We start from the raw sequence: 26,233 nt of genomic DNA on the forward strand, positions 1-26,233 counted from the left end.
CTGATGATATGAATCAGATAAAGGGGCTTTTTCTGATATTCATTTTCTGCAGTCCAGCCAAAACGAAACCAAATTTTCCAGACTAAGATTGTGCGGACTGTTGCCTCTAAAAGAAATCAGATTGGATATTATAGTATGCAAATAACATTTGATGAAGCTGCAAAAGAAAAACTTTCTGCATATTTAGCAACAGGCAATGTTTTATTGTTAACCTTTGAAGACGGAGTGGGACCGTATTCGCAACATGCCATGATCCATATGCAAACGCAGTTTTCGATTAACATTATTTCACCGGAGATGGCGAAAACAGATTACGATGAAAAAATCCCGTCAGAGATTGGCGACTTTTGGATCAAAGGGTATTCGAAAGAAGATTTGCAAGAGAAAATGAAAATAAAATTTAACTCGCGTTTAAGTACATTCAGTTTATCTGGTGATGGCGGAATGATCGATGATAATTTAGGGTTCATCGATTTTACCAAAAATTAATTTAAAAAGGATCGTCTTTCATTTTTTTTCTGTTCTTTGATATGATGGAAACAGAAAGCGGGGGAATAAAATGGCAAAAATCATGATCGTTGAAGACGAAGCGGTGATTCGTCAATTGATCGGTGAAGAGTTAACAAAATGGAGATTTGATGTTTATCAAACAACGGACTTTAATAAGGTATTTGAGGAGTTTGAGCAGATCGCGCCGCAGCTTGTTTTATTAGATATTAATTTGCCGGTTTATGATGGTTATTACTGGTGTCAAAAAATACGTGAAGTCTCCAAAGTTCCGATCATTTTTATTTCTTCCCGAAACACGAACATGGATCAAATCATGGCGATGAATATGGGGGCGGATGATTATATTACTAAGCCATTCCAAGTCGATATCTTAGTAGCGAAGATCAACGCACTACTGCGTCGTTCATACAATTATGCTGAAAGCGGCGAGGAATTGGAACATAACGGAATCACTTTGAATATCGACAACAGCAGCATGACGATCAAAGAGGAAGTCGTTGACCTCAGTAAAAATGAATACCGTTTACTGTTTATTTTGATGAAGCAGCATGGGAAAATTTTAAGCCGGGATAAATTATTACGGGCACTATGGGATGATGAACGCTTTGTTGATGACAATACATTGACCGTTAACATCAATCGCCTGCGCCGCAAGATCGAACAAGCTGGAATTGACGATTACATTCAAACGAAGGTTGGACAAGGATATATCGTCCCATAAGGAGCCGCTATGACATTTACCAAGTATTTAAAGGATCGCCTACTTGTTTTGTTGGGGTGGGCTGTTTTAAGTTTATTGCTGATTTTTATGGTTTGGCTCACACCTGGAATGCATAACTTTTGGGACAACCTGAGCTATCTATTGGTTCTGCAATTATTTTTGGTCTTTCTTTTTTTTACGATTGATTATTATCGACGAAAAAAGTGGTACATGGAATTTACTAAGCAAGAAGATTCTCATTTGCAGCATTTTATCGAGTCGGCGACGAATAGTGAGGAACTGCTGATTCAAGAGTACGTGAATCAGCAGGTTCGGGAGCACCATCTGATGCTGGAGCAGCTATTGAATAGCCAAAAGGACCAGAAAGATTACATGGATTCTTGGATTCATGAGATAAAGGTTCCGTTAGCCGCAGTAGACCTGATTTTAAATTCGATTGAATTCGATATTCCTGATGAGAAGTATGTTTTGCTGCAAAATGAGATTCAGCAAATTGATGAATATGTTGAACAGGTACTGTATTATTCTCGTTCAGATGAATTTGTAAATGATTATTTGATTCAAGAATATTCGTTGAAAAAAATTATTCAACCGATTATTCGCAGCCAAGCCAACTATTTTATTCAAAAAAATCTACAATTGACTTTAGCTGAGAATGACGCGAAAGTTCTGACAGATGCAAAGTGGATTGAATTTATTTTCCGCCAGTTATTGAGTAACGCGATCAAGTATACGCCTGATCATGGTCAGATCACTATTATCATCGAAGCAAAAAGTGCAGGGACTTCACTGATTTTGGAGGATAACGGAGTCGGTATTCCGCCAGAAGATCTGGGCAGGATTTTTGATAAGGGCTTTACGGGCGAAAATGGTCGAAAGGCTCAGCAGCATTCGACAGGACTAGGTTTGTATTTAGCTAAAAGGCTCGCAGAAAAACTAGGCGTCGCGATCACCGCAAAATCGACAATGAACGAAGGAACAACGATGACTTTATTTTTCCCTCGATTAGATTATTATCATGAAGAACGTTAAATTTTCTGTTTTCGATTGCTAAATTTCCTTTTTTTCGCTAAACTATTCCAGTTGTGAATTGAAGGGAGTAAGTTTATGAGTATTTTGATTGCCCTAATACCGATGGTAGCATGGGGAAGCATTGCTTTGGTGAGTGGAAAATTAGGCGGTGACGCTAACCAACAAACCTTGGGAATGACGATGGGTGCGTTTGTTTTTGCAATCGTGACCTATATTATCGTTCAGCCAGCAATGAGTAGTTGGATAGTGTTCATTGGTTTCTTGTCAGGTTTCTTTTGGTCAATTGGTCAGAACGGACAGTTTCACGGGATGAAATTTATGGGAGTTTCGGTCGGATTGCCGATCTCAACCGGTTTTCAATTAATTTTGAATACCGTCGCCGGTGCAGTATTCTTTCATGAGTGGACAAAAACAAAAGATTTTATTTTCGGTTTTATCGCATTAGCATTGCTAGTTTTAGGTGCGTATTTAACGGCACGAAAAGATGACGAGAGCGGTGTTCAAACAGATAATGGTATGCTTAACTTCGGCAAAGGCTTTCGTGCATTGATTTTTTCAACTTTAGGCTATGGCGTTTATACGATCATTATTACATGGGCAGGACTTGACCCATTGGCTATTATTTTGCCGCAAAGTGTCGGTATGCTAGTCGGAGCTGGATTCTTTGCCTTTCGGAAGACTAAGGTTGATCGCTATGTTTGGCGCAATATGGCTTCTGGTCTATTATGGGGAATTGGAAATATTTGCATGCTGTTGAGTGTTCAAAACATCGGGTTGGCGATTGGTTTCTCCTTATCACAAATGGGGATCATTATTTCGACCCTAGGTGGTATTTTCCTTTTGGGCGAACGCAAAACAAAAAAAGAAATGTACTATGTCATTATCGGCTGTCTATTGATTATTGTCGGTGGTGTCGTGTTAGGTTATATGAAAGCATAAAAAAAGCGCGCCTTGAGGCGTGCTTTTTTTATTTATTACTGTTCGGAATTCAATTCCATTAATTTTTGTTTTAAGTCGTTTTCCATATGTCCGATCTCGATCTCGGCTACATGGCGCCGTTCGCGACCTTCTTTTTGGATACGTAACGTTTCTTCCAACGTTTCTACTAGATCATTTTGCGTTTGTTGCAATGTATCTAGATCGACGATACCACGTTCGTTTTCTTTGGCCGTTTCGATCGTTGAAATCTTCAACATTTCTGAATTTTTCTTCAATAGGTCGTTGGTTGTTTCAGATACTTGACGTTGCGCTGTAGCAGCATCTTTTTGGCGTAATAAGGTCAAAGCGATCGCAACTTGGTTTTTCCATAAAGGAATCGCCGTATTGATGGAAGCTTGGATCTTTTCTGCTAACGCTTGATTTGTATTTTGGATCAGGCGAATCTGTGGTGCTTGCTGGATCGTAATTTGACGCGCCAATTTTAAATCATAGGTTCGTTTGTCTAAACGATCTAAGAATTGCGTATAGTCGTTAACGACCTGAACGTCCATTTGATCACCAGAGGCTTGAGCCTTTTCTGTTGCGGCAGGAATGGTAGTAAGCTTCATTTCTTCGATCTTCAATTCAGCTGCGGCAATATAGATATTTAGAGCATCAAAGTAATCCTTATTCTTATTATAAAGTGTTTCTAACATCTGATTATCGCGTAATAAACCGTCTTTTTCGACGTTTAATTTTGTTGCGATCTTATCGATTTGAGCACCGATTTTTTGGTATTTTGTAGTAATCTCGTAAATCGATTGTTTTACTTTACCAAACATTTTTTGGAAAATGTTGCCTTCGCCGACACGTAATTCGTCAGGATTAGCTTCATTTAAGCGGTACATCAACTGGTTCAACGAATCACCGATAGGACCAATGTCCTGCGACGATACGGTGCTCAACATTGATTGTGAAAATTCACTTAATTTTGTTTGGGCTGTTGATCCGTAACTGATGACAGCTTGAGAATCGTTGACATCGATTTTCTTGGCAAGCTCACGCGCTTGTGCTTGGCGTTCTTCAGGTAATTTATCCACTAAGCGGTCCGCTTGTTCTTGCGACTGCAGGTGGGAAATTTCTTGTTGTTGAACCGGTGTTAATGAATCGGTTCCAAAAGGGTTGCTAAGTAGATCGTCTAAAGTACTGTCGACCGGTTTGGTTGCTGGTTTATTTTCTGGTTCCACTGTGTGTCCTCCTGTTCGAAAAAAATCTAGCTTAAGCTAGATTTTTTTGTTGATGTTTAGCTCAATGAACTAGCTTTCTCGACAAATTTTAATCTTATTGTTCAAAAGCTGGGCGAGTCCATTAAGCTTTTCTTTTTAGCTATTTTTGTTTTTATTTTGTGGACAAATCAGGATCGTGGTCTAGATTTTTTTTCGCAATCGAAATTTCAACATCCATGTCTTCTAAATCTTCAGCGACGAATTGTTGATAGTCTTTCACGATTAAATCTGCCATTTGATCAATGATCTGTGCGCTTTCTTCTAGTTTACCATAAACTTCTTTTGACTTGACCTCATGTCCGTTGATTTCAACATAATTATCAGTCAAATCGACGATGTTCGGCAAGTGCGTATAAAGAAATTGACTAGCTTCTGGTAAACGTTTTGGATCTTTTACCAATTCTTTAAACAAAGCTTTAGCAGCTTTCAGCGTATCGTGACGCAAATCGATCGCTTTCAGCTTGGCATTTTTTTGGATATTCTGCTGTAGACGCAAAACTTGTTGTTTCGAAAGATTCATTGTTTCACGGAACAACTCGATCTCACGTTCACTCATATCCAATTTTCTATAATAAGCCTCTTTTTCTTTGGTCAGAAATGGTAATTCCTCTTTTTGTGGACGAATTTTTCTTCCTTTAAATCCACGATAGATCAGCCAAAAACCAACGACCAACATTAAAAAGACGATATAGTCGCCGAAATCCCCTTCGAAAAAGGAGAGAATGCCGATTGCTGCGATGATGATAGGGAATATTTTCCTTCGCATAATAATCCTCCTAGTCTAGTAATAACCCTTCACATTATTCATTCAAATTGCTTGATTTCTTTACACGCTCATCATAGCATGAATATCTATAGAAATAGTATCGGACTAAAGATGGATTTTTCAGATTTAGAAAAAACATAAGAATTTTCTGTGATACAATAGGGCAGAACCATCTAGGTAGAGCTATTTGCCAGCCAACTTTTCACAGCTTGCTAAAATTTACTACCAGTAATAACTTTTTAGTTAGCTAGAATGTACAGGGAAAATTGGGCGTAGTTTTTTGTAGAATAAAAAATGAATTCTTTAATAGGAGAAAGAAAGGTGTCTCAATGTTAGAATTTAAAGATTTTGAAGAAAAGACGATAGAACGGAAAGAATTATTTAAGGGAAAGATTATTGATGTTTATTTGGATGACGTGGCTTTGCCGATGGGAGGCACTGCAAAACGCGAATTGGTTTTCCATCATGGCGGTGTAGGGATCATTCCTATAACGAAAGAAAATAAAATGATCATGGTTAAACAATTCCGTAAGCCTTTAGAAAAAGTTGTAATGGAGATTCCTGCTGGGAAAATCGATCCTGGTGAAGGTCAGCATCCGGAAAGAACAGCGCTGCGGGAATTAGAAGAAGAGACCGGATACAGTACTGAAGAATTAACGTACATAAATGAAATGTATTTATCACCAGGGTTTTCAAATGAAAAATTATATATTTACGCCGCAACTGATTTGGTCAAGGTTGAGAATCCGCGACCACAAGATGAGGATGAGGTCTTAGAGCTTTACGAATTGACTATGGATGAAGCGAAGCAAGCGATTCAAGATGGCTTGATTTGTGATGCTAAGACGATCTTTGCGGTTAATTATTGGGAATTGCTGCAATTAAAAAATAGTAGCAATCAGCATAAGAATTAAGCAAATTTTTCGTTAGAAGTAGTACGAAAAATAGTTAAGGAGAGGATCACGCATGAGCCAATCACCCTTGGTGACGCGCAGCGAATTGAGGAAACGAAAAGAAGAGCAGGAACGTTTGGCGGAAGAGCAACGTAAAGCCGCTGAACAGGCCTATGAAAAAAGAGAAAAAGAAATCAGCACAGTCTACCGCAAAGAGTTGAAAAAAAACAAACCTGTTACTAAGTCTCGTAGCAGTGAACGAGTGAAGCAAAAAGAACGTAGCAGTTTTTTAAATAAAGCAATTATTTTTGTTTTACTACTTTTGATTGTGGTAATGTTAGCAGTATTCTTTATCTAGTCTGGAAAACAGACGAAAAAATATATTAATAAGAAATAGGGGAATCATTTATGAAAATCGGTATTATTGGTGCAATGGAACCAGAAGTAAAAGCATTAAGAGAAAGCTTAGATCATCCTTTATCTTGGGAACAATCAGGGGCATTGTTTATTTCAGGCGGGTTAGGAAATCATGAAGTCATCGTCGTACAATCGGGAATCGGTAAAGTCTTGGCTTCAATCACCACTTCTGTTTTGATCCAGCAATATAAAGTCAACATGGTCATCAATACTGGGACTGCTGGCGGAATCGGAGAAGGATTGGCCATCGGTGATTTAGTGATTGCGGATAAAGTCGCTTATTTTGATGTTGATGCAACGACGTTTGGTTATAAAATTGGACAAGTACCGGGAATGCCGCTTTATTATGAAGGTTCTACTTATTTAAAAGGCGAAATGATAGAAGCCAGCAAAAAATTGAATCAGGCCGCACATGTTGGTTTAGTCGTTTCCGGCGATACCTTTGTCAGCAGTCCAGCAAAAATCAGTGAAATCAAATCCGCTTTTCCTGATGCTTTAGCTGTTGAAATGGAAGGTGCTGCGATCGGACACACCGCGGCGCAATTTGGGATTCCGTTTTTGATCGTACGCGCAATCAGCGATACGGCTGACAACGAAGCGACCGAAACCCACGAAGAATTTGTGAACCGGACAGGCACCTTGTCTGCGCAGCTTGTTATGGAGTTTGTGAACCATTTGAAATAAAAATAAAAGAAGTAGATTTTGTCAGAGGGGGAACTTGTGATGCGGGCATTACTTTCGATTGATTACACCAATGATTTTGTTGCAACGGATGGAAAGCTGACGACTGGTGAGGCTGGGCAGGCGATCGAGCAAGAACTGGTCGCAGTGACAAAAGAATATTTTCAACAGGGAGATTTTATCGTCTTTGCGATTGATGGACATGATCCAAGTGATCTGTTTCATCCTGAAAAAGACCTTTTCCCGCCCCATAATGTGATCGGGACTAGTGGACGTGATTTATATGGTTCGTTAGCTGATTTTTATCAAGCAAACCGAACAGAAAAAAATGTCTATTGGATCGATAAGCGGCATTATTCAGCCTTCAGCGGAACCGATCTGGACATTCGTTTACGAGAACGCGGTATTACTGAGCTTTTTTTGACAGGTGTGTGTACAGATATTTGCGTCTTGCATACAGCGGTAGATGCCTATAACTTGGGGTATCAATTAGTCATACCAGAACACGCTGTAGCTAGTTTTGATGCCACAGGACATACTTGGGCATTGAACCATTTCAAGAACACCTTAGGGGCAAAAATTGTTTAAGCAAAGGAGATGTGACAAAATTCTTGTCACATCTCCTTTTTTTTCCGAATAAACGTCGCTCCCGAAGCAGCTTCTTCTCCGCAAGCTAGGCATGCAGTTACTGCTAAGTTTCACTAAGCAGAACTAGCATTTGGAAATAAGTCGAAATTTCTTGAAGCTGACCACTGTTGTCACAACTTTTATTATAAGTAGTCTGAAATAAAGGTTGTGAAATCTTCGATGACGCCATCTGGAGCCAGCCCTTCTGCTTCGAAAACTGCACGATTTTTTGCTTCTGGATCGATTGCGATAATCGTGCCGATCTGGGCATTATGTGCTGCCTGTAAGCCAGAATAAGAGTCCTCGATCACTATGCACTTGTTAGGTTCAACATCGATTTTTTCTGCGGCGATCAAAAAAATATCTGGTGCAGGCTTGCCAGGAAAACTGCCTATGTGGCAAACCATTTTTTCATAGTCGAACCATTCCCCTAAGTTTAGATAATCAAAATAGAAATCCATATTGATCCTAGGTGATGCTGAGGCGATCGTCATCGGGATTTTTTCTTTTTTCAAATAGTCTAATACTTCTCGCAAACCGTCTGTAAATTCGTTGTGGTCCGTACTGGCTAAGACAGAATCACGATAATAAGCTTCCTTTTCATCAGATAATTTCTGTACTTCTTCATCACTTAGTTCCTGTGAAATAAAATTGCGTAAGATCACATCGTTGGTTTTCCCGTGAAGATTTTTCAGAATATCTTCTTCGGTCATTGCTTTATTCGCATATTTTTGGATCAAGTACAGCCAAGCGGCCTCATGAAGATCAGAATCCATAAACATCGTCCCGTTAAAGTCAAAAATAATACCTTTCATACATAAACCTGCCTTTTTCCCAAGATAGTCTTAGTTTAGCATGTTTTGAAAATAGTTGATGAAAAAGATAGTAATATTTGCAACTTCAAATCAATCGTTTTATAGTGAGAAAGAATGAAATAATGGAGATGATAAGCATGCTGGATTACTTAGTCATCGCACTCTTTGCTTTTGTCGGGGGAACAGCACGTTATTGGTTAGGTGTCTGGATTCCCGCAGTAGGCGGCTTTCCTCTAGGAACATTGTTAGTCAATTTGTTAGGGTGCTTGATCTTTAGCTGGATTGTAAAACATATTCTAAATGACATCGATATTTCTGCTCGTTTAGTTTTAGGGCTGGGGGTAGGATTCTGCGGAGCGTTGACGACGTTCTCGTCTTTTGCTTTAGACACGATGAAACTAATACAGGCAGGTCAAATAGGTTTGGCTTTTCTTTACTTACTGTTGTCTTTTGTTGGTGGTTTGGCTATGACTGTGCTTGGTGAGGCGATCTACCACAGAAGGGTAGGAGAAGAATGATCGAGACATTATTAGTTGGTAGCGGGGCGGCAATTGGTGCGATGCTGCGATTTACATTGAACAATTATTTTGAACCGCAGACCAAGCGTTTGCCGAGAGCAACTTTTTTCATTAACTTGACTGGAAGTTTTTTGCTGGGAATCTTCTTTGGTCTACATTTATCTGATCCGGTTTATCTCTTTTTAGGAACGGGGATCATGGGCGGCTATACGACATTTTCTACCTATAATTTTGAATTATTTGTTTTATGGAAAAATGATCGACCGATGTTTTATCGCTATTTATTCGGATCCTATGGGATAGGACTGTTGTTAAGTTTCATTGGTATCGTGATCGGGTCAAAACTTTAAAAAAATGAGTTGCAGAAATCTTGCGGCTCTTTTTTTGTTTTCTCGGTAAGTATTCAACAGACCCGCATAAAGGGACTTGAATGATTGATAAAGCCTTTCTTATAGGAACTATTTTACTTTTCTTAAAAAATATTCAAGTTGTTAAATAAGAACGTCACAGTTTTTTTTTAAGCATAAGTTTTTTTTGTGATGAAAGCGCATACTAAAAGATTTTGTGGATGCTAAACTTACGATGTAATTAGGAAAGGAGGATAGCGGATGATCATTACTGATAAGATGTTTTACCCAGAATTGGTTGATGTGTATAAGGGCAATGGTGCATCGGACGCGTTAGTTGATTATGCTGCCAAGAAATTAGCAGACCTGGGATTTATTGAAACAACCTATCAAGAGGCTTTAAAAGAAAGAGAACGGGAATATCCAACTGGGTTGCAGACCCCATCTTTTGCTGTAGCGATTCCCCACACCGATCCAAGCCATATTAAAAAGCCTTTTATCTATATTATCAAATTGGCTGAGCCAGTAACATTTGGACAAATGGGAACAACAGATGAGTTTGTGGCTGCCAAGTATGCCTTTTTTCTTGGGTTTGATAAAGGCGAAGATCAATTGCAGTTATTACAAAATTTGATGGCGATGTTTATGGCTGAAGAGATGATGGAGCGTTTGGAAAAAGAGTTTAGTGAAACGGAAATTTTGACAACGGTAACCCAATTTTTTAAATCAGAAAGTGAGAAGTGAGAAATGAGAATCCATGATATTTATGAAGCCCCTTTTATTCAAGAAATGTGTGAAGTGACCAAGAATTTATGGCGCAACGGCTGGGATGAACGCAACGGTGGAAATATCAGCTACATGTTAGATGAGGCCGAAGTTCGTCTGTATCTCGATTTAGATCATGTGGTCAAAGAAAAGGAGCTGGATTTTGAAGTCAAAGAACTAGCAGGCAAAATTTTCCTTGTCTCTGCTTCAGGCAGTTATTTCAAAAATATCTGCAAAAACCCGGCAAAAAACCTGGCGATCGTTAAAGTTTCGGATGATGGAAAAAGTTTCAATGTGTTATGGGGATTGGAAGACGGGGGCGTTCCAACTAGTGAACTCGCTTCACATCTAAAATGTCATGCTGTACGGCTAGCACATGATCCAGATCATCGGGTGATTTTACATTGCCATTCAATCGCGATCTCGGCGATGACATTCATTCATGATTTGGATGAAAAGAAATTTACGCGTTCGTTATGGGAAATGATCACGGAATGTTTAGTTGTTTTCCCAGATGGTGTTTCAGTTCTGCCCTGGATGGTGGCAGGAACCGTTAAATTGGGCTTGGCATCTGCTGAAAAAATGCATGATTCACGGGTAGTGATTTGGCCGCATCACGGCATTATGGGCGCGGGTCAATCGATGGATGACGCATTTGGACTAGTTGAAACAGTTGAAAAAGCGGCGGATATTTATATGCGCGTGATTCAAGTACCTGGCGGATTCAAGCAAAAAATCACAAGTGATCAATTATGGGATTTAGCTGATCAGTTCGGTGTTGTCCCTAAGGCAGGTATTTTAGAAGAACGAAGTACGGTAAAGTAATCAATAAAATGCTGAATTGTAATATTAATCGCAACAAAGAACCCATCAAAAATTTCTAGTAAAATGAGTTTAGGATAACAAACTACTAGGAGTGATTTTGATGGGTTCACACAAAAAGCTTACACGAGATAATCGAAAATGTATAGAGACGATGATTTATGATGCCAAGAGTATTCAAGAAATAGCGGACAGAATTGGTGTTAGCCGAACAACGATTGATCGTGAGTTGAAACGAGTACCCGAAGATTTGATCTATAATGCCGACAATGCGCAATTAGATGCGGAAATGAAGCGCAGTGCCTGTGGTGCGAAGTCCAAATGGACTTCTGAATTCGCTTATCAGATTGAATGTGATCTTGAAGACAGCTGGTCCCCTGAACAAATTGCGAATGATCGTCAAATAGTTTCATTCAAAACCATTTACAATTGGCTCTATGCCGGTATTCTTAATGTGTCTAAACAGTGTCTGAGACATAAAGGCAGAAGACAAGAAAAACAAGAAGAGGCACGAGGCAAAATGACTGTAGGGCATACCATTGATGAACGCCCAGCTTCTGTGTCAACTCGAGAAGAATTTGGACATTGGGAGTTGGACACAGTTGTTTCTAGCAGAGGGGAAAGTAAAGCCTGCGAAGCAACGTTTATTGAACGGAAAACACGCTTTTATTGGGCGATCTCAATGAGGGATCGTACCGCGAAGTCAATGGCACAAGCGATTAAAGCTTTTGTGCAAGACCTAGGGAGTCACAAGGCATTTTTAAGCTTTACGGTCGACCGTGGGAAAGAGTTTTCTTGCTGGAAAGAAATTGAGAAAGATTTAGACGTACCTATGTATTTTTGTGATCCATACTCCCCATGGCAACGCGGATCTAACGAAAATGGGAATGGTTTATTTAGAGAATTCTTCCCTAAGGGAACTGATTTTTCAAAGGTACCCCCTACGGAGAAACAGGAAGCATTACGCAAGATAAATATGCGTCCTAAAAAAACATTGAACTGGAAAAATTGTTGGGAAGTCTTTCAAGAAGAAATGTTGCAATTAATTTGACAATTCAGCAAATAGAAAAAGTTATTAGGAGGATGGGTTAAATGGTTAAACGATTAAATGTGATTTCAGTGTGCGGTTCTGGGACAGTAACAAGCTCAATGGTAGCTGGCAAGGTGAGAGATTTTTTAGAGGAACATGGGATTAAAGCAAAAACTGTTGAAGTGAATCCTGGAGGGGTAGAAGATCAGCTGTCCAGCGGCTCTTGGGATTTGATTGTCCACACTAGTCCACTGAAAGGAAAGTATGATTTACCAACAATCAATGCGGTAGGTTTATTGTCTGGTATGGGAGAAGATGAATTCTTTGAAGAACTGCTTGAGACTTCTAAAAACTTAGTAAACTAAAGAGAGGAGAAATGATATGTTAGATGTTTTATCGAAGATTATGGATGCCTTTGGCGCAGCGATCGTGGTACCGGTAATTATCTTCTTTATTGCTTTGCTGATGAAAGTAAAACCGAAAAAGGCGTTTAATGCCGCCTTGAATGCAGGGATCGGATTGACTGGATTCAATATGATCATTGGTGCTTATACACCAATCGTTACACCTGCGATCAATCGAATGGTGGAAGAAACAGGTGTTAATTTGCGGATTCTTGATACTGGATGGCAAGCAACGAGTGTCGTGGCCTATTCGACTCAAGTAGGGATGATTTTCTTAGCGTTAGGTTTAGCACTGCAAGCAATTTTATTTGTTATCAAGTTTACAGATATTTTTATGCCGTCCGATCTATGGAATAATTACTCCTTTATGCTGTGGGGATCAATGCTTTATATCTCCACTAAAAATCTTTGGCTTTCAATCGGTTTGATGGTACTTTCTAATCTTTATTGTTTAGTCTTTACTGAAATCGTCGCTAAACGCTGGTCTGTATATTATGGGTATCCTCGCTGTACAATGAGCGCACCTCACCATATTTGTTCTGTACCGTTGGCAATGGCGATGGATTGGCTCTTGACCAGGTTAGGAGCGAATAAGGTTCGTTGGAATCCAGAAACCTTGCAGGACAAATTGGGCTTTTTAGGCGAACCAACTTCATTGGGTTTCATTTTAGGCTTGGCATTAGGCTTTGCGGGGAACTTCATGCGTTTGAGTTCATTGACTGGTTGGGGAGAGATCATGGTCATCGGTATCTCAACTTCAGCGATCATGGCGATCTTTCCTAAAATTGCCGGGATTTTTGCGTCAGCATTTACGGCAATCACAGACGCGTCAAAAAATACTGCGAAAACTTCAGGCGGTAAGGACCGTGTTTGGTATTTGGCCATCAATGATGCGGCTGGTTATGGTGAGACTGCAACTTTATTAACAGGAATGTTGCTGATTCCGATCGTTTTATTATTGGCTATTTTCTTACCAGGGAATCAGACCCTGCCAATGGTGGATTTAATTGCAATCCCTTACATGATTGAATTGGTAATCTGTATTTCAAACGGAAATATCTTCAAATCATTGATCAGCGGAGCGCTTTGGTGTGCCGGCGGTCTCTATATTATTACCGCAGTAGCACCAATCTTCACACAAGTAGCTGTTGATGTCGGCGTGAACTTACCGGAAGGGGCAATGATGATTTGCAGCTTTGCGGTCATGACGAATCATATTATGGGAATCTTGTTCTTGATATTTATGACACAAAATCCGCTTTGGATTGGATTATCTGTTGTTGTCTATATTGTTCTTTATGCATTTGTTCGGGTGAAAAAAGAATCGATTCATGCTTATTTAGAGAATATGGCGAGGCTTGAGGAAGAAGCCGGCATAGTGTCCAAGGAAGGAGCGGCTGCTTAAATGACAAAAATTGTTGTTGTTGGAGATGGTTTAGTTTCTGCGGAGACTTTAGCTGAAGCTGCGTTGGAACTGACTATTGAAGAACCGATAGAGGTAGTAAAGTATCATTGGTATGCTGATTTAAATAAGGAACAGTTTCAGGAAAAAATCAAACGGATCGAACAAAAAGGACCAGAAGCGGTTGAGATTCCAGAAGGTATCTTGAAAGACTTGGAAGATGCGGAGTATTTGCTTGTTCATATTGCTCCGGTGTCAAAAGCAATGATTGAGGCAGCACCTCACTTGAAATTAGTGGGGACTTGTCGTGGCGGGGTTGAACATGTTGCAGTAAAAGAATTGAAAAAAAGACAGATTCCATTGATCCACGTTATTCGCAATGCGGAACCAGTCGCTGATTTTACTCTAGGCTTGTTTTACGCGTTGACCAGAAACATCGCTTTTTCCTATCAACAGGTAAAGGAAGCAAAATGGCCAAAAAAATTTGCTAACGATCCCTATAAAACGACATTGACTAATCTAAAAGTTGGCTTGGTAGGGTTGGGGTATATCGGAAAATTAGTAGTGAAGCGGTTGAATAGTTTAGGGGTCGAGGTCATGGCCTATGATCCTTTTGTAAACCAAGAAAAAATTCGAGAAGAAGGATTGAAAATAACCTTTGTCGGATTAGAAGAACTATTTAAAACGGCAGATATCGTTTCCCTCCATGTACGTGTAACACCAGAGACCAAGAATATGATCAATGCTGATCTGCTTTCGTTAATGAAGCCTTCTGCTTATTTAGTGAATACTGCCCGACCAGATATCGTGGATAAAGCGGATTTTGTGGAGGCTTTACAAATGAACATGATCGCTGGCGCTGCAACGGATGTTGTTTGGGAAGAACCAATCCGCTCAGATGATCCGCTATTAGCGTTAGATAATTTAATTATTACATCTCATATCGCTGGAGATACGATTGATGCGATTCCACGTTCGCCATATTTGTTACGGGATGTTTTGAATGATTATTTTGAACGAGGAATGAGTGACATGCTCGTTCGTATTTAGAGAATAGCCAGAACGAGGAGGAATAAAAATGGATGTTACGGCGATTCAATTGTTGGAATTGTTTCTTTTAAAAGGCAGTCATACCTCACTTTCGTTGGAGAAAAAGTTCAATTTGACTAAAGGTCAGTTAGATTACCGCATCAAGAAGGTTAATCAAGAATTAACTGATTTTAGCTTAGGAAAAATCAAGAAAAACGGGTCTTTTTTTCTCTTGGAGGGTCAGGATACAGCGATTAAGAGCCATTTGACGAAAGTTTCGCCATCGATCCATTTATCAGATAGAGAGCGCGAATGCTATCTCTATCTGATTATTCTGCTTCATCAAGGCGAGACACTGCAAACGTTAGCTGAAAAACTTTTTGTCAGTAAAAATACCATTCTAAGCGACAAACGCAAGTTAAGCGAGAGCTGCTTAAAACCAGTGAACATCGACCTTCAGTTTTCCAGAAAAAGAGGTTTTCATTTTGTGGGAAATGAAATGGAGATTCGGCGACTAGGAATCAAGTTCATTCGTGAGGTTGAGAAATCCAAAAGTAATCTTGAACACTATTTAGCGATGATCGGAATTAAAAGTCAAACATTAACAGAGATTAAGGAACGTATCCATGCATTAGAATATGAATTAGGGTTAGAATTCACCGAGTTCAAATTGGTCGATCTCTATTTGACCAGTTACATGTGCTCCGTACGATTTGGACAAGGAAATGAGTTGTCAGCGGGTGTTTTAGGCAACTATGTTCAAATGGTGGAAAAGGATTTTTACTCAAAAGTTTGCCACGCCTTAAAGCCCTTTTTCAAAGGTCCAAATTATTTGATTGAAATTCACTTTATTTCGATCCAATTATTAAGTACCAATTTGATCAAAATACGTTCGAATTATAAGGATCAGGAATTGATGCAGCGGATTCAATCTTTTATCAATAGTTTTGAGATTTTAGGAATTACGGATATCAAAAACAAGAGTCAGTTGGAGGAGGCAATCTATCAGCATATCATTCCAGCCTATTATCGAATAAAATTTGGTCTGCCGGATAATGAACTGCTTTTTTTAGATAATGTCGAGAACTATGATTTTATCCATCCGTTGGTCCATCAATCAATTGGAATCATTGAAGAGTATTTAAAAATTATTTTTCCAGAAGGTGAATTGATCTACCTGTCCGTCATTCTTTTGAGCTTTATCAATGAAGAACTAGAAAAACAAAAACGACGAAAAATTCGAGCGGTAGTGGTGTGCCAACACGGAGTATCTGTTTCAAAGCTGTTATTGGGAGAATTAAAGCAGTTGTTTACAACGATTGAGTTCACGCGCAACATGTCGTTAAGAGAATTCTATGAAGAAGGCAGCAACACAGGAGATGTTGTTTTCTCAACGGTTCCAGTGAATACCAAAAAGGAAGTTTTTCTGATTCCGCATTTTTTAACAGATGAAGACAAGATGCATCTGATCAGCGATGTACGGAAACGAATTGATTTCGATGAAACGTTTGGACTGTCTAAAAATCAGGAAGTGGTTCAAAATTTACTGTCAATTATTAAAAAGAACGCACAGATCAGCAATGAAGAGCAATTAATACGAGAGATGCAAGACTATTTACTAGCGACAGAAATTAATGAAGGCTTGAGCTCTCAAAATCAGAACCCTGATTTAAAGGATTTATTGCCCCTTTCTCATATTCAAATTTATTCAAGTGTCCAGTCTGTCGAAGAAGCGATCCGGATTGCGGGAAAACCGTTAATCAATGAAGGCTATGTCTCTCCAAAATATATCGAAACAGTGGTTGAACATTATGACCCAGAATACCCTTATTCAGTGATCTCGCCTGATTTAGCGATCCCTCATGCGGGACCAGAAGATGGTGTTTATCGGGTCGGAATGTCCTTTTTGAAATTGGATCAGCCAATTGCTTTTGCGGAAAATATTTCAATCAGCTTGATTGTTGTGATCGCACCAAAGGATAAAAAGAGTCACATCAAGGCAGTGACTCATCTCTATGAGCTGGCTAAAACCCCTAGTTTTATTTCAGCGATGAAAGGTGCGAATTATGAAAAGGACATACGGAATTATTTCCAATTAGAAGCGAATAAACAATAAGGATATGACTCCAATTTTTTTGCAGCTCATTTAGCTAGTGAGGCAGAAAAAAGATCGAACCCTTAAAAAGTTTGAGAGTCGAACTCATTTCTCGTTTTTTGAAAAATGAGTACATTAATAGGAATAAGGAGAAGAAAATGGGAAATCAAGGAATTCTGTTACGTAAAGTAACCTTAGATAAGACACTCAATCAATTGAACTTTTTTCTTAAAGGAGCCTTCATGATTTTATTGATGTACCTCATCAATGGCTGGCTGATCGAGAAAAATCTACAAATCAAAGATATCCAAATGATTCTCGGACTTTATGCGATCGTTTTCGTCGGCTTTTTCTTTCTTAAGAAGAAAAAGAACAGCTTGAGCGAGAATCAAGTCATGCATGATTTGAAGGATTATTTTGATATTCAAAAATTTTCTGATGTGGAACAATTAGATAAAAGGTTGATCCAAGAAATCAAAAAGCAGCGGAAATTTGTTGTGAATAAAGGTCAGATCGTCGGAACACAACATTTTTTGCTATTTGACTTAACCGATGGGCAGTTTCTTTTAATGCCTGTAGGAAAAATAAAAGGATTACAACTAGAACGAATCAATCAGCATTTTTGCATCAACCTGCAAACGGAAGTTAAAAAAGAGCAAATATTCTTCAAAAAGAAAAGCGAAGCCAACGAATTTATTCGTCAATACGAAATGCATTATCGCTAAAACGATCAACATTTTATTATTTTGCAGCAAATATTTGCAATTAGAAGTTATAGAAAACGTTTTCTAGATGTGGGATAATCAGTTGTGAAATAGAACACAATAAAGGAGATAAAACTATGGTAGTCAATCGAATGATTTTGAACGAAACGTCTTATTTTGGTAAGGGCGCGATCCAAGAAGTAGCAAATGAAGCGAAGAAACGCGGGTTCAAAAAGGCATTAGTGGTTACGGACAAGGGCTTATTGAAATTTGAAGTCGCTACGAAAGTCACCGCGATTTTAGATGAGGCAGAGTTGAGTTATGAGATCTTTGACGGTATTGTACCGAACCCTTCGATAGAAGATGTGCAAGCTGGTGTCAAAGCTTGTAAAGCAGCAGAAGCAGACTATATTGTAGCAATCGGCGGCGGCTCTCCCATCGATACAGCAAAAGCGATCGGAATCATTACGACAAATCCTGAATTTTCGGATGTGATCAGTTTGGAAGGTCCAGCGGATACTAAAAAACCCGCATTACCGATTTTAGCAGTACCGACCACTTCTGGAACTGCTGCTGAGGTAACCATCAATTATGTAATTACAGATAAAGCAAATCTGCGGAAATTTGTTTGTGTCGATCCTCATGATATCCCAGTCGTTGCATTTGTTGACAGTGATATGATGATGGGGATGCCGACAGGCTTGTGTGCTTCAACCGGTATGGATGCCTTAACGCATGCGATTGAAGGGTACATTACAAAAGGGGCTTGGGAAATGACCGATATGCTCCACATCAGAGCGATTGAGATCATCAGTCATGCATTGCGGGATTCTGTAGCAGGAAACCAGGAAGCTCGAGAGAAAATGGCGCTAGGTCAATATATTGCCGGTATGGGATTCTCAAATGTCGGGTTAGGCTTAGTTCATGGAATGGCGCATCCATTATCTGCGTGGTATGATACGCCTCACGGAGTAGCTTGCGCAACGCTGCTGCCATTGATTATGGACTTTAATAAAGCGGATACAGGAGAGAAATATCGTGATATTGCTGTTGCCATGGGAGTAAAGGGTGCGGCAGATATGCCATTAGCAGAAGTTCGTGATGCGGCTGTCCAAGCAGTGAAGCAGCTTGGAATCGATGTAGGGATTCCGCAAAGTCTGGCAGAGCTAGGAATGAAGGAAGACGATGTTCCAAAAGTTGCTGACGATGCCTTTCGCGATGTTTGTTCGCCAGGGAATCCTCGCGATGCTACAGTTGAAGAAATCATTGCGCTATATAAATCAATGCTATAGGAAATACAAGAGCGGTTTTTTTAAGACAAGAAAAAGGGTCAATCTCACATTTGAGATTGACCTCTTTTTTATTCTAGGTTTTGTTTATGGCACTAAGCTAGTCTTCTTTTTCAGGGACTTTATTATCTAAGTCTGTCCGAACGATCAACACGTCGCAATCGGCATTGCGGATAACATATTCAGAAACTGAACCGATAAATAAACGTTCAACAGCGTTCAAGCCAGTTGCTCCAAGCATAATCAAATCAATCTGGTTGTTTTCAGGAATTTGATTAGCGATCATCACTTTTGGAGCACCATATTCAATGACTTTGCTGATATGTTCAACCCCAGCACTTTTTGCGTTGGCTTCATAATCAACCAACGTTTGTTTAGCCATGTCGGTTGCTTGTTCTGCTAAAACATTATCAAAAGAAGAAACTGTTTGAAACGCGCGTGTATCAATGACGTGAGCAAGTAACAATTCTGCTTGATTCCGTTTTGCTACGTTAACGGCCTTTTTGAAAGCCAGCTCTGCTTCATTAGAACCGTCGACTGCCACCATAATTTTAGTATATTCTTGATCCATCGTTCCCAACTCCTATTCAATTTAATGTTTTTCTTCTCAGAAAAATAAGTGTGATCATCTAACTGTAAACCCGTCTACTAATTTTGCTGCTGAAACCAATTTTTATCGTTGGTATCCATATCTCATCTTTTATTTTAAATCAAAATTCTTAAAAATGGTACTGTTAACCTTTTTTTGTTTTTGATCCCATCAATAAAGCAAAGAGAGCGGCAACTACTAGAAGAACGATTAGATACATCATTGAGTAAGTTCGCTGGTTAAGGATACCGACAACGATACCGATGATTCCGAGCAATGCATAAACATATCCAAATTGACGTAAGAAGCTGCGTGAATCTGTTTGGGTATCTTTACTAAAAAGTACTAGAAGACCTTGAGGCTTTTTAATTAAATAATAGCTGCAGAATAATAAAATAAGGGCAAGTAAAAATAATAGGATGCGGATCATTTTCTTCCTCCAATACAATAAAAAGCAATTTGCAGTACGCAAATTGCTTTCAATCCATAAAAAATGGAAAATTCCGTCGATGCCGTTATTCACCCGATAGTATTGATCCCGCAAAATCTAGCAGGTGGGTTCCATGGTCTAAGCATCGAACTACCAAATGAAAAGGCATGTTACCAACTTTGACACAAGACAGATCCCAAGATATCAATAAAAATGTTCGGTCAACACTGAAATAGGCAACGCGCACATCACAGAATTTCCATCTCAATCATAGCACAGTCATTATTGAGACGCAATGAAGTGGCTCGTATCTATAAACTTGAATTGATCCAAATTATTTACGTCTTCTATACGTATATTGTATATAAAAGGAGGACAATATGTCAAAAAAATTCGCTTATTTTCTTATGTTTTTTTTCATTTTTTTATCGAGTTCTTTTGCAGCGCACGCAGAAGCGGAAAGATTGGAACTCATTCCGCCGGTGACTCAGCAGGGAAACTATTCACCCAATGCGGAGGGGTTCAAACAACTGCTTTTTGATCTTTATCAGTTTGGCACGGACACGCAGTATACGATTCAATTGGAAGGAACTCTTGATCTAAGGCAGACTACAGTTGGTGACAACGAAATGCTGCATGAACCTACGCGTGAGACCATTAGCTTCGTGAATATTTCAGCCAAATTGAATTTCAAAGGGTTAGGTACGGAAGCTAAACTGTATCTACCTGCCAATTGCTTTTTTGGTCAGGATTGTCACTTTGAATCATTAAGTTTACAAGGAGTAAAAATTTATGGGAATGGACATCAGCTTTTCTTTGAAAACATCCATCATATCCAGCAGACTCAATTATTTGGCGGCAGTAATCGTGATTTGACAGGTGATCCTGCTATTATATTTCAGCAGGTCAGAGGCGGCACTTGGGAAATATATGGCGGAAATGAAGCGGGGACGCTGACGGGAAGCCCGACAACTCAAATTTTGGATTTAGAAGGTGATATTACGCAATTATGCGGAGGTTCTCTGAAAGGAAAAATTTCAGGAAATATCACAACAAAAATTCAAAATCTTAAAGGGACGTTGAATAATTATTATGGAGGTGGTTTTGGTACAGCTGCTGATCCAGTCGAAGTGAGTGGGAAAATCACCAATCAATTAACTTCTGGCTCGTCAAATTTTACTTTGGGAAATTTCGTTGGCGGGGCAGCTTTTGGCAAAACAGGAGCAATCAACACTTTGCTTAACGGCGCTGGAAATTTTTCTGAAGAGGGAATTTTAATTGGCGGTTCGCAAGCTGGTGAGATTTATGGAGAAGAGACGGCGATTACGACGAATATTGATACGCGTCACTTTCAAAGCGGTGAACGAAGCTTTGTGGGAGGCAATCAATACAGTGGGACGATTTATGGCGGAATTGAAAATCAAATTTTCGCTGGAAAAGCGTCTCAGGGGTCCTTTAAACGAATCGATGGAGCAGGCGGCATGGACGTGGAGAAAAGAAGTTTAACCAATTCACCGAGCCTAATGCCTGATATTGATCTGGCAGATCCGCAAAAAAGAACAGCTGAGGAACTTGCTTATGATCTGCTGAATTCGACAGAACGGTTTTCCATGGCAAGAAGTCAAACAGCTTTTTTTGTTGAAGGAAACGTGACGACTCGTTTGATGGGCGGCTGTGTCAGTCGTGGCAAAGGAAATGATTACACTGTTTGCGGAGCTGGTTATGCAGGGGTAATTAATGGAGAAGTTCAACTGGTTTTAGGAGAAGAAAGTCTTGTTTATAGCAAGCAGTGGGGAGACTATGCGCAAAAGGAAGGAATAGATCCTAATTATTTAACAAATAAAGAAAATATTGGTTCAACGCATGGTTTCAGCGGAGCTGCAGGCGGCGGTGATAATCGAAACCCATGGGAGAATGCTCTTTATGTCAAAGGAAGTACAAAGCTGATCGTTAGGCAGGCGCTTTTGAGCTATGCTTTTGGCGGCAGCTTCAGCGGAGTAATCGAAGGGGATTGTTTGCTTCGCTTTGAAGCTGGTCAAGCTAGCGGAGTTTGTGGAGCGGGCGGTGGTTGTTATCGTATATATGGAAACAGCGTGCTTGAAATGACTAGCGGAAAAGTTGAGAGCTACGCCGTGGCAGGGAGCAACCAGGATCGGCGACTGATCGGAAATGTCCATGGGAAAATCTCTGGCGGAGAGTTTTTGGGTCTACTGGCAGCTTCATATGGCCTGCGATCAAATCACATGATTGATGGTGATGCTGAGACTGTTATAACTGGCGGGAAATTTAGAAAAAGTAATGACGCTACTCAAATCATGGGCGGCATCGCCAAAAGCGGTATGGTCAGCGGCAATGTTTCGCTAAAGCTTGCAGGAACGATAGATTTAGCGGAAGGGCTCGGTGTGTCAGCTGGACGACCAAGAAATGCAGAAACAACAAATCTTCTCGGCGGTACGGAGAAACAACTCACCTTCGAACTAGTAACTGAAACGTCCTTTTCGGAAATCGAAGTATTGGGAGATGGAGCAGAAAATCCAATGACGCTCTATACACCGGCACTTGATCTGAAAATCAACGCTCCAAACGGGAGTTTTTCTTTGATTCAAGGCATGATCAAAAATAATTATGCAGGTCTTCTGACGCATGAACTGGCTGTCAATATTTTAGCGGCTCAATCAGTCAGAACGGTCATTGGCAGTGATCTGACAACATTTAGTAATCGCTTGATTGAAACCAGTCCTGTTCAGATTACGATAGCTGTAGGAACGGAGCAAGAAACAACTCAAATTGGAAATATCAGCAATTTTACAAAACTAGTGATCGCAAATGAAGTACTTGCTCAATCAATCCTCAATGGCAGCAGCGCGACTAGCGCAAATTTTGAACAAAATCATCATAAATACGGAGAACTCTTTTTAGCGGAAGCGGCGCACTTAAGGGTAGAGCAATTAAAAACCGGGAGTCTGATCGCAGCAGAAGGAGCAGAGTTACACACGCCGGCAGGAGCGCACACTATTTTTTTACGAAAATTCATTCCAGCGAAAAAGCTAATTTGGCGTTTGCTGAGGCCGGAAAATTTGGAACCCATCGAAGGGAAAATATTTGCTCAGCAAAGAGGGTATCCTGTGATGACTTTTGCAGGGAACGAAGGTTCATTAACGCCGGAGAATTTTATCGGATTCGATGAGCTGGGCCACACGTATACCGGCGACTCCACTAATGATACGGGGCTAGCTGTCGCCTCCACGATCATTGACTATCAAGTGATGAGTCCGACTGGAAAAATTGTTCACGATTCTGCCTTGAAGCCCGATAATCAGCCATTGCCGTTATCTATTTGGGGAATAGCAAATGATAGGGAGGGAATGCTGGTCATTCCTGCTGACAGTAAAATAATGCCTGAGTTAAGGTTTATTGAGACGGAAGAGTTCTCTTTTCAACATGCCGAAATCATCGCTAGTAATAATGAGAGCAGGGTGCTGACTGAAAACTCATGGCAACCATCTGAAAACTATTTTTATCAAGTTCGAGCACACTTTCAACCAGTGGCCGGAAGTCTTAGATTGCTTTCTGTTCCGGGATTGATCGACTTTGGTCAGCAAGCTGTCGGAAAGAAAGCCACTTTTTATCCGAAGATTTTTGGCAAGCTTGAGGTCGAAGATAGCCGCGTAGAACAAGGGCCATGGCAGTTAACGCTGCAAGCTGAAGCACCAGATAATGGGACGCTCTTCTTTCAAGAAACTGGGGAAATTGCTTCATTGAATGAAGCGGCGATAGTGTTTACACAAACGGGTTCATTAACAACGACTTTAAATGATTGGGACGAAACTAGAGGCGTCTTCTTAACTATTCCGAAAGAAAAACAGAAATGCGGCGATCACCCCATGACTTTTCATTGGACATTAACAACAAAAGTGGAATAATTTTGTTGAAAAAGAAACAAAATTAACCTAGAATAGTTTTGCACTCAACAGAATGTCAGGAAAAAACAGTACTGATGAATAGGAGAAAAACGCATGAACAAAAGAGAAGAAGTTCTGGAAGGGTTCAGCGAAGTATTTAATAAGCGCGCGTGGTTGGATAAAGTAAAAATGGAGAAGGCGTTAGCAGGCTATACTGTGTCAGAGGTCCATTGTATCGAGTTCATCGGCAAACACAAAGATCCGAATGTTACGAAAATGGCGGAATCTATGTACATGACTCGTGGGGCGATCAGTAAGCTGACGAAAAAAATGCTGAAAAAAGGGTATATCGAACGTTATCAAAAGACGGATAACAAGAAAGAAATTTATTTTAAACTGACTACAGAGGGGAAAAAGGTTTTCGATATTCATGAGCAGCTTCATCGGGAATTTGAGGATCGTGATGAAGTTGTTTTTGAACCAGTCACGGAGGAACAGTATGATGCCTTTCTAAAGTTTCTTGAACGGTATAACCAACACCTGGATCAAGAAATCAAAAAACAGGGAATCACCCTTAACTAGTTTAAGCAGTCAATCACGGCTGCTTTTTTTTTTGAAGTTTTTTTGTTGACACGGAAACAAACAGCGTGTATAGTTTCCTGGGAAACAAAAAAACTTCGGATCAGTGAGGACCATTAGCCTCATTCACAACGTAGCAGGAGCGTATAGGCGATATCTGATTCGAACTGGGAATAAAACGTATTTCCTCAATAAAAGAAAGGAGTTTTTTATGACTCAATCAAATAAATTACCTAAAGAAGTTTTATCTGCGGCCTGGGCGATTGCCCTCGGCGCCATTGCACCAATGCTGGATTCTACGATGGTGAATATCGCTATCGATCAATTGACCAAAAATTTTCATACGACACTGGGGACGATCCAGTGGGCGATCACTGGTTATGTGCTGGCACTAGCCATCGCTGTACCAATCGCTGGCTGGTTGATGAATCGTTTTGACGGCAAGAAAGTTTTTATTTGGGCGGTGATTCTATTTGGATTCACTTCTGTTCTTGCGGGCATCAGCTGGAACGTCGCTAGTTTTATTGTCTTTCGCCTACTGCAAGGTTTTACTGCGGGGATCATCACGCCATTGATGTCGACTCTTCTGGTTAAGACTGCAGGGCCTGAGAATATCGGTCGTGTCATGGCCATCGTCAGTACACCGATGATTTTTGGTCCGATCCTTGGGCCAGTGCTAGGCGGTTTTATCGTACAGGCGGCCTCTTGGCGCTGGATTTTCTTCATCAATGTTTTTATCGTTTTGATCGCTGTTCCATTAATGATGCGGACACTGCCTGCTTTTGAACCATTCAATCGAGAAAGTAAATTGGATATCTTTGGTATTCTCGATTTATCTGTCATGAGCGCAGCGTTGATTTACGGTATTACAAAGGCGGCTGATCATGCGACCTTCAAGAATAGTGAATCATTGTTCTGGACAGGCGTGGGTGTCACGCTTCTGATTGTCTATATTCTTTATGATCACCGCAAAAAACATGCGACTGTTTTACCGCTGACGATTTTTTCACATCGAAGCTTTAGGGCATCCAGTGTTGCTTTGTTTTTTGCTAACATCGCCATTATGGGACCGATGCTGATTTTACCGCTGTTCTTCCAAAACTTCCGTCATTTTTCTGCGATGGAGGCTGCGATCGCCCTAATTCCGCAAGGATTGGGTATGCTGGTGACCCGCCCGTTGATCGGGAAGCTGATTGATCAGCTCGGTGCGAAATATGTCGTGATCGTCAGCTTAATTATTTCTTTGATAGGAACCATTCCATTGGTGTTTGTCACTGATAAGACGAGTATGATTTGGATCGGCTTGATTCTATTTATTCGTGGGACAAGCTTTGGTGGAATCAATTTACCGCTGACTAGCGACGCATACACTGGATTAGCGGATGAAGAACTGCCCGATGCGGGTGTCGGCATCAATATTATTGAAAATCTGGGCTCAAGCTTTGGGTCAGCGATGATCGCGACTGTGGTGGCCACTGTCTTACAAGGTGCGCAGCCAACGATTGCTCACGAACTATCCGCGTATCATGCTGGTTTTCTAGTATCTGTTGTTGTATTAGTGTTGATTTTCATTCCAAGTATTTTCCTAACAAATAAAACGAAAAGCTCAATTGAATGATTTTCGACCTAAAAAAGGTTCCTAGCTCAGAAATTGAACTTGGA

27 protein-coding genes and 1 other RNA gene are annotated in these 26,233 nt (G+C 40.2%); 22 read left to right on the forward strand and 6 right to left on the reverse strand.

Features of this window, described 5'->3' with window-relative positions; all coding sequences use genetic code 11:
- Nucleotides 1-135: 135 nt before the first annotated feature.
- From IGI38_RS00005 to IGI38_RS00020, 4 genes are all read left to right on the forward strand, one after another.
- On the forward strand, nt 136-489 hold the full coding sequence (locus tag IGI38_RS00005; protein WP_438725439.1) for an iron-sulfur cluster biosynthesis family protein: 354 nt from the start codon (nt 136-138) through the stop codon (nt 487-489).
- A 70-nt stretch (nt 490-559) separates the two neighbouring features.
- Nucleotides 560-1,231, forward strand: coding sequence for a two-component system response regulator SapR (gene sapR / locus IGI38_RS00010; protein ID WP_438725440.1), 672 nt, complete (start codon nt 560-562; stop codon nt 1,229-1,231).
- Between the two features lie 9 nt (nt 1,232-1,240).
- Nucleotides 1,241-2,263, forward strand: coding sequence for a two-component system sensor histidine kinase SapS (sapS, locus tag IGI38_RS00015; RefSeq protein WP_438725441.1), 1,023 nt, complete (start codon nt 1,241-1,243; stop codon nt 2,261-2,263).
- A 75-nt stretch (nt 2,264-2,338) separates the two neighbouring features.
- Nucleotides 2,339-3,202, forward strand: a complete 864-nt coding sequence (locus IGI38_RS00020) for a GRP family sugar transporter (RefSeq protein ID WP_438725442.1) — start codon at nt 2,339-2,341, stop codon at nt 3,200-3,202.
- 35 nt (nt 3,203-3,237) lie between these two features.
- Here the strand turns inward: IGI38_RS00020 and IGI38_RS00025 are convergent, their stop codons facing one another.
- Together IGI38_RS00025 and IGI38_RS00030 are read right to left on the reverse strand one after the other, a co-directional pair.
- Nucleotides 3,238-4,428, reverse strand: coding sequence for a toxic anion resistance protein (locus IGI38_RS00025; RefSeq protein ID WP_438725443.1), 1,191 nt, complete (start codon nt 4,426-4,428; stop codon nt 3,238-3,240).
- A gap of 151 nt (nt 4,429-4,579) precedes the next feature.
- A complete protein-coding gene (locus IGI38_RS00030; RefSeq protein ID WP_438725444.1) occupies nt 4,580-5,233 on the reverse strand; it encodes a 5-bromo-4-chloroindolyl phosphate hydrolysis family protein in 654 nt (217 codons plus the stop codon).
- Nucleotides 5,234-5,562: 329 nt separating this feature from the next.
- Here IGI38_RS00030 and IGI38_RS00035 point away from each other — a divergent pair, with 329 nt between their 5' ends.
- From IGI38_RS00035 to IGI38_RS00050, 4 genes are read left to right on the forward strand one after another with little or no spacing between them, the layout of a single operon-like run.
- Nucleotides 5,563-6,147: an NUDIX hydrolase gene (locus IGI38_RS00035; RefSeq protein WP_438725445.1), complete on the forward strand. Its 585-nt coding sequence runs from the start codon at nt 5,563-5,565 to the stop codon at nt 6,145-6,147.
- A gap of 52 nt (nt 6,148-6,199) precedes the next feature.
- Nucleotides 6,200-6,484, forward strand: a complete 285-nt coding sequence (macP, locus tag IGI38_RS00040; protein ID WP_438725446.1) for a cell wall synthase accessory phosphoprotein MacP — start codon at nt 6,200-6,202, stop codon at nt 6,482-6,484.
- Nucleotides 6,485-6,534: 50 nt separating this feature from the next.
- Nucleotides 6,535-7,227: a 5'-methylthioadenosine/adenosylhomocysteine nucleosidase gene (locus tag IGI38_RS00045; RefSeq protein ID WP_438725447.1), complete on the forward strand. Its 693-nt coding sequence runs from the start codon at nt 6,535-6,537 to the stop codon at nt 7,225-7,227.
- A 39-nt stretch (nt 7,228-7,266) separates the two neighbouring features.
- Entirely contained in the window at nt 7,267-7,812 is a 546-nt protein-coding gene (locus IGI38_RS00050; protein WP_438725448.1) for a cysteine hydrolase family protein, read from the forward strand.
- Nucleotides 7,813-7,994: 182 nt separating this feature from the next.
- Here IGI38_RS00050 and IGI38_RS00055 read toward each other — a convergent pair whose 3' ends face one another.
- Nucleotides 7,995-8,666, reverse strand: a complete 672-nt coding sequence (locus IGI38_RS00055; RefSeq protein ID WP_438725449.1) for an HAD family hydrolase — start codon at nt 8,664-8,666, stop codon at nt 7,995-7,997.
- Nucleotides 8,667-8,803: 137 nt separating this feature from the next.
- On the opposite strand from IGI38_RS00055, the gene crcB reads away from it, so the two are divergent.
- The 11 genes from crcB (at nt 8,804) to fucO (ending at nt 19,074) form a co-directional block, all read left to right on the forward strand.
- Nucleotides 8,804-9,184, forward strand: a complete 381-nt coding sequence (crcB, locus tag IGI38_RS00060) for a fluoride efflux transporter CrcB (RefSeq protein ID WP_438725450.1) — start codon at nt 8,804-8,806, stop codon at nt 9,182-9,184.
- A complete protein-coding gene (locus IGI38_RS00065; RefSeq protein WP_438725451.1) occupies nt 9,181-9,534 on the forward strand; it encodes a fluoride efflux transporter FluC in 354 nt (117 codons plus the stop codon). Before crcB ends, IGI38_RS00065 begins: the two co-directional genes overlap by 4 nt.
- 258 nt (nt 9,535-9,792) lie before the next feature.
- Nucleotides 9,793-10,275, forward strand: a complete 483-nt coding sequence (locus IGI38_RS00070) for a PTS sugar transporter subunit IIA (protein ID WP_438725452.1) — start codon at nt 9,793-9,795, stop codon at nt 10,273-10,275.
- Between the two features lie 3 nt (nt 10,276-10,278).
- The gene (gene rhaD, locus IGI38_RS00075) at nt 10,279-11,121 is read left to right on the forward strand and encodes a rhamnulose-1-phosphate aldolase (RefSeq protein ID WP_438725453.1); all 843 of its coding nucleotides are present in this window, start codon (nt 10,279-10,281) and stop codon (nt 11,119-11,121) included.
- 100 nt (nt 11,122-11,221) lie between these two features.
- On the forward strand, nt 11,222-12,169 hold the full coding sequence (locus IGI38_RS00080; protein ID WP_438725454.1) for an IS30 family transposase: 948 nt from the start codon (nt 11,222-11,224) through the stop codon (nt 12,167-12,169).
- Nucleotides 12,170-12,210: 41 nt separating this feature from the next.
- Nucleotides 12,211-12,513 carry a PTS sugar transporter subunit IIB gene (locus IGI38_RS00085; RefSeq protein WP_438725455.1) on the forward strand — a complete coding sequence of 101 codons (303 nt, stop codon included), beginning with the start codon at nt 12,211-12,213 and terminating at the stop codon, nt 12,511-12,513.
- A gap of 16 nt (nt 12,514-12,529) precedes the next feature.
- Complete coding sequence (locus tag IGI38_RS00090) at nt 12,530-13,957, forward strand: PTS galactitol transporter subunit IIC (RefSeq protein WP_438725456.1); 1,428 nt, start codon at nt 12,530-12,532, stop codon at nt 13,955-13,957.
- Nucleotides 13,958-15,004, forward strand: a complete 1,047-nt coding sequence (locus tag IGI38_RS00095; protein WP_438725457.1) for a 2-hydroxyacid dehydrogenase — start codon at nt 13,958-13,960, stop codon at nt 15,002-15,004.
- A gap of 28 nt (nt 15,005-15,032) precedes the next feature.
- Nucleotides 15,033-17,099, forward strand: coding sequence for a BglG family transcription antiterminator (locus IGI38_RS00100; protein ID WP_438725458.1), 2,067 nt, complete (start codon nt 15,033-15,035; stop codon nt 17,097-17,099).
- 137 nt (nt 17,100-17,236) lie between these two features.
- The gene (locus IGI38_RS00105) at nt 17,237-17,803 is read left to right on the forward strand and encodes a hypothetical protein (protein WP_438725459.1); all 567 of its coding nucleotides are present in this window, start codon (nt 17,237-17,239) and stop codon (nt 17,801-17,803) included.
- A 116-nt stretch (nt 17,804-17,919) separates the two neighbouring features.
- A complete protein-coding gene (gene fucO / locus IGI38_RS00110) occupies nt 17,920-19,074 on the forward strand; it encodes a lactaldehyde reductase (RefSeq protein ID WP_438725460.1) in 1,155 nt (384 codons plus the stop codon).
- A 97-nt stretch (nt 19,075-19,171) separates the two neighbouring features.
- Here fucO and IGI38_RS00115 read toward each other — a convergent pair whose 3' ends face one another.
- From IGI38_RS00115 to ssrS, 3 genes are all read right to left on the reverse strand, one after another.
- Nucleotides 19,172-19,642 (reverse strand): universal stress protein, encoded by a 471-nt coding sequence (locus IGI38_RS00115; protein WP_438725461.1) that lies wholly within the window; start codon nt 19,640-19,642, stop codon nt 19,172-19,174.
- Between the two features lie 163 nt (nt 19,643-19,805).
- Nucleotides 19,806-20,090, reverse strand: coding sequence for a hypothetical protein (locus IGI38_RS00120; RefSeq protein ID WP_438725462.1), 285 nt, complete (start codon nt 20,088-20,090; stop codon nt 19,806-19,808).
- 66 nt (nt 20,091-20,156) lie between these two features.
- A non-coding RNA gene (gene ssrS, locus IGI38_RS00125) (6S RNA) lies at nt 20,157-20,350 on the reverse strand.
- Nucleotides 20,351-20,470: 120 nt separating this feature from the next.
- On the opposite strand from ssrS, the gene IGI38_RS00130 reads away from it, so the two are divergent.
- The 3 genes from IGI38_RS00130 to IGI38_RS00140 all read left to right on the forward strand — a co-directional run bounded on the left by IGI38_RS00130 (nt 20,471) and on the right by IGI38_RS00140 (nt 26,189).
- Nucleotides 20,471-24,013 carry a hypothetical protein gene (locus tag IGI38_RS00130; protein ID WP_438725463.1) on the forward strand — a complete coding sequence of 1,181 codons (3,543 nt, stop codon included), beginning with the start codon at nt 20,471-20,473 and terminating at the stop codon, nt 24,011-24,013.
- 93 nt (nt 24,014-24,106) lie between these two features.
- Complete coding sequence (locus IGI38_RS00135) at nt 24,107-24,574, forward strand: MarR family transcriptional regulator (RefSeq protein ID WP_438725464.1); 468 nt, start codon at nt 24,107-24,109, stop codon at nt 24,572-24,574.
- A gap of 208 nt (nt 24,575-24,782) precedes the next feature.
- Nucleotides 24,783-26,189, forward strand: a complete 1,407-nt coding sequence (locus IGI38_RS00140) for an MDR family MFS transporter (RefSeq protein WP_438725465.1) — start codon at nt 24,783-24,785, stop codon at nt 26,187-26,189.
- The last annotated feature ends 44 nt before the right edge of the window (nt 26,190-26,233 follow it).

The organism is Enterococcus sp. AZ128 (assembly GCF_051714485.1).
Taxonomy (GTDB): Bacteria; Bacillota; Bacilli; order Lactobacillales; family Enterococcaceae; genus Enterococcus_A.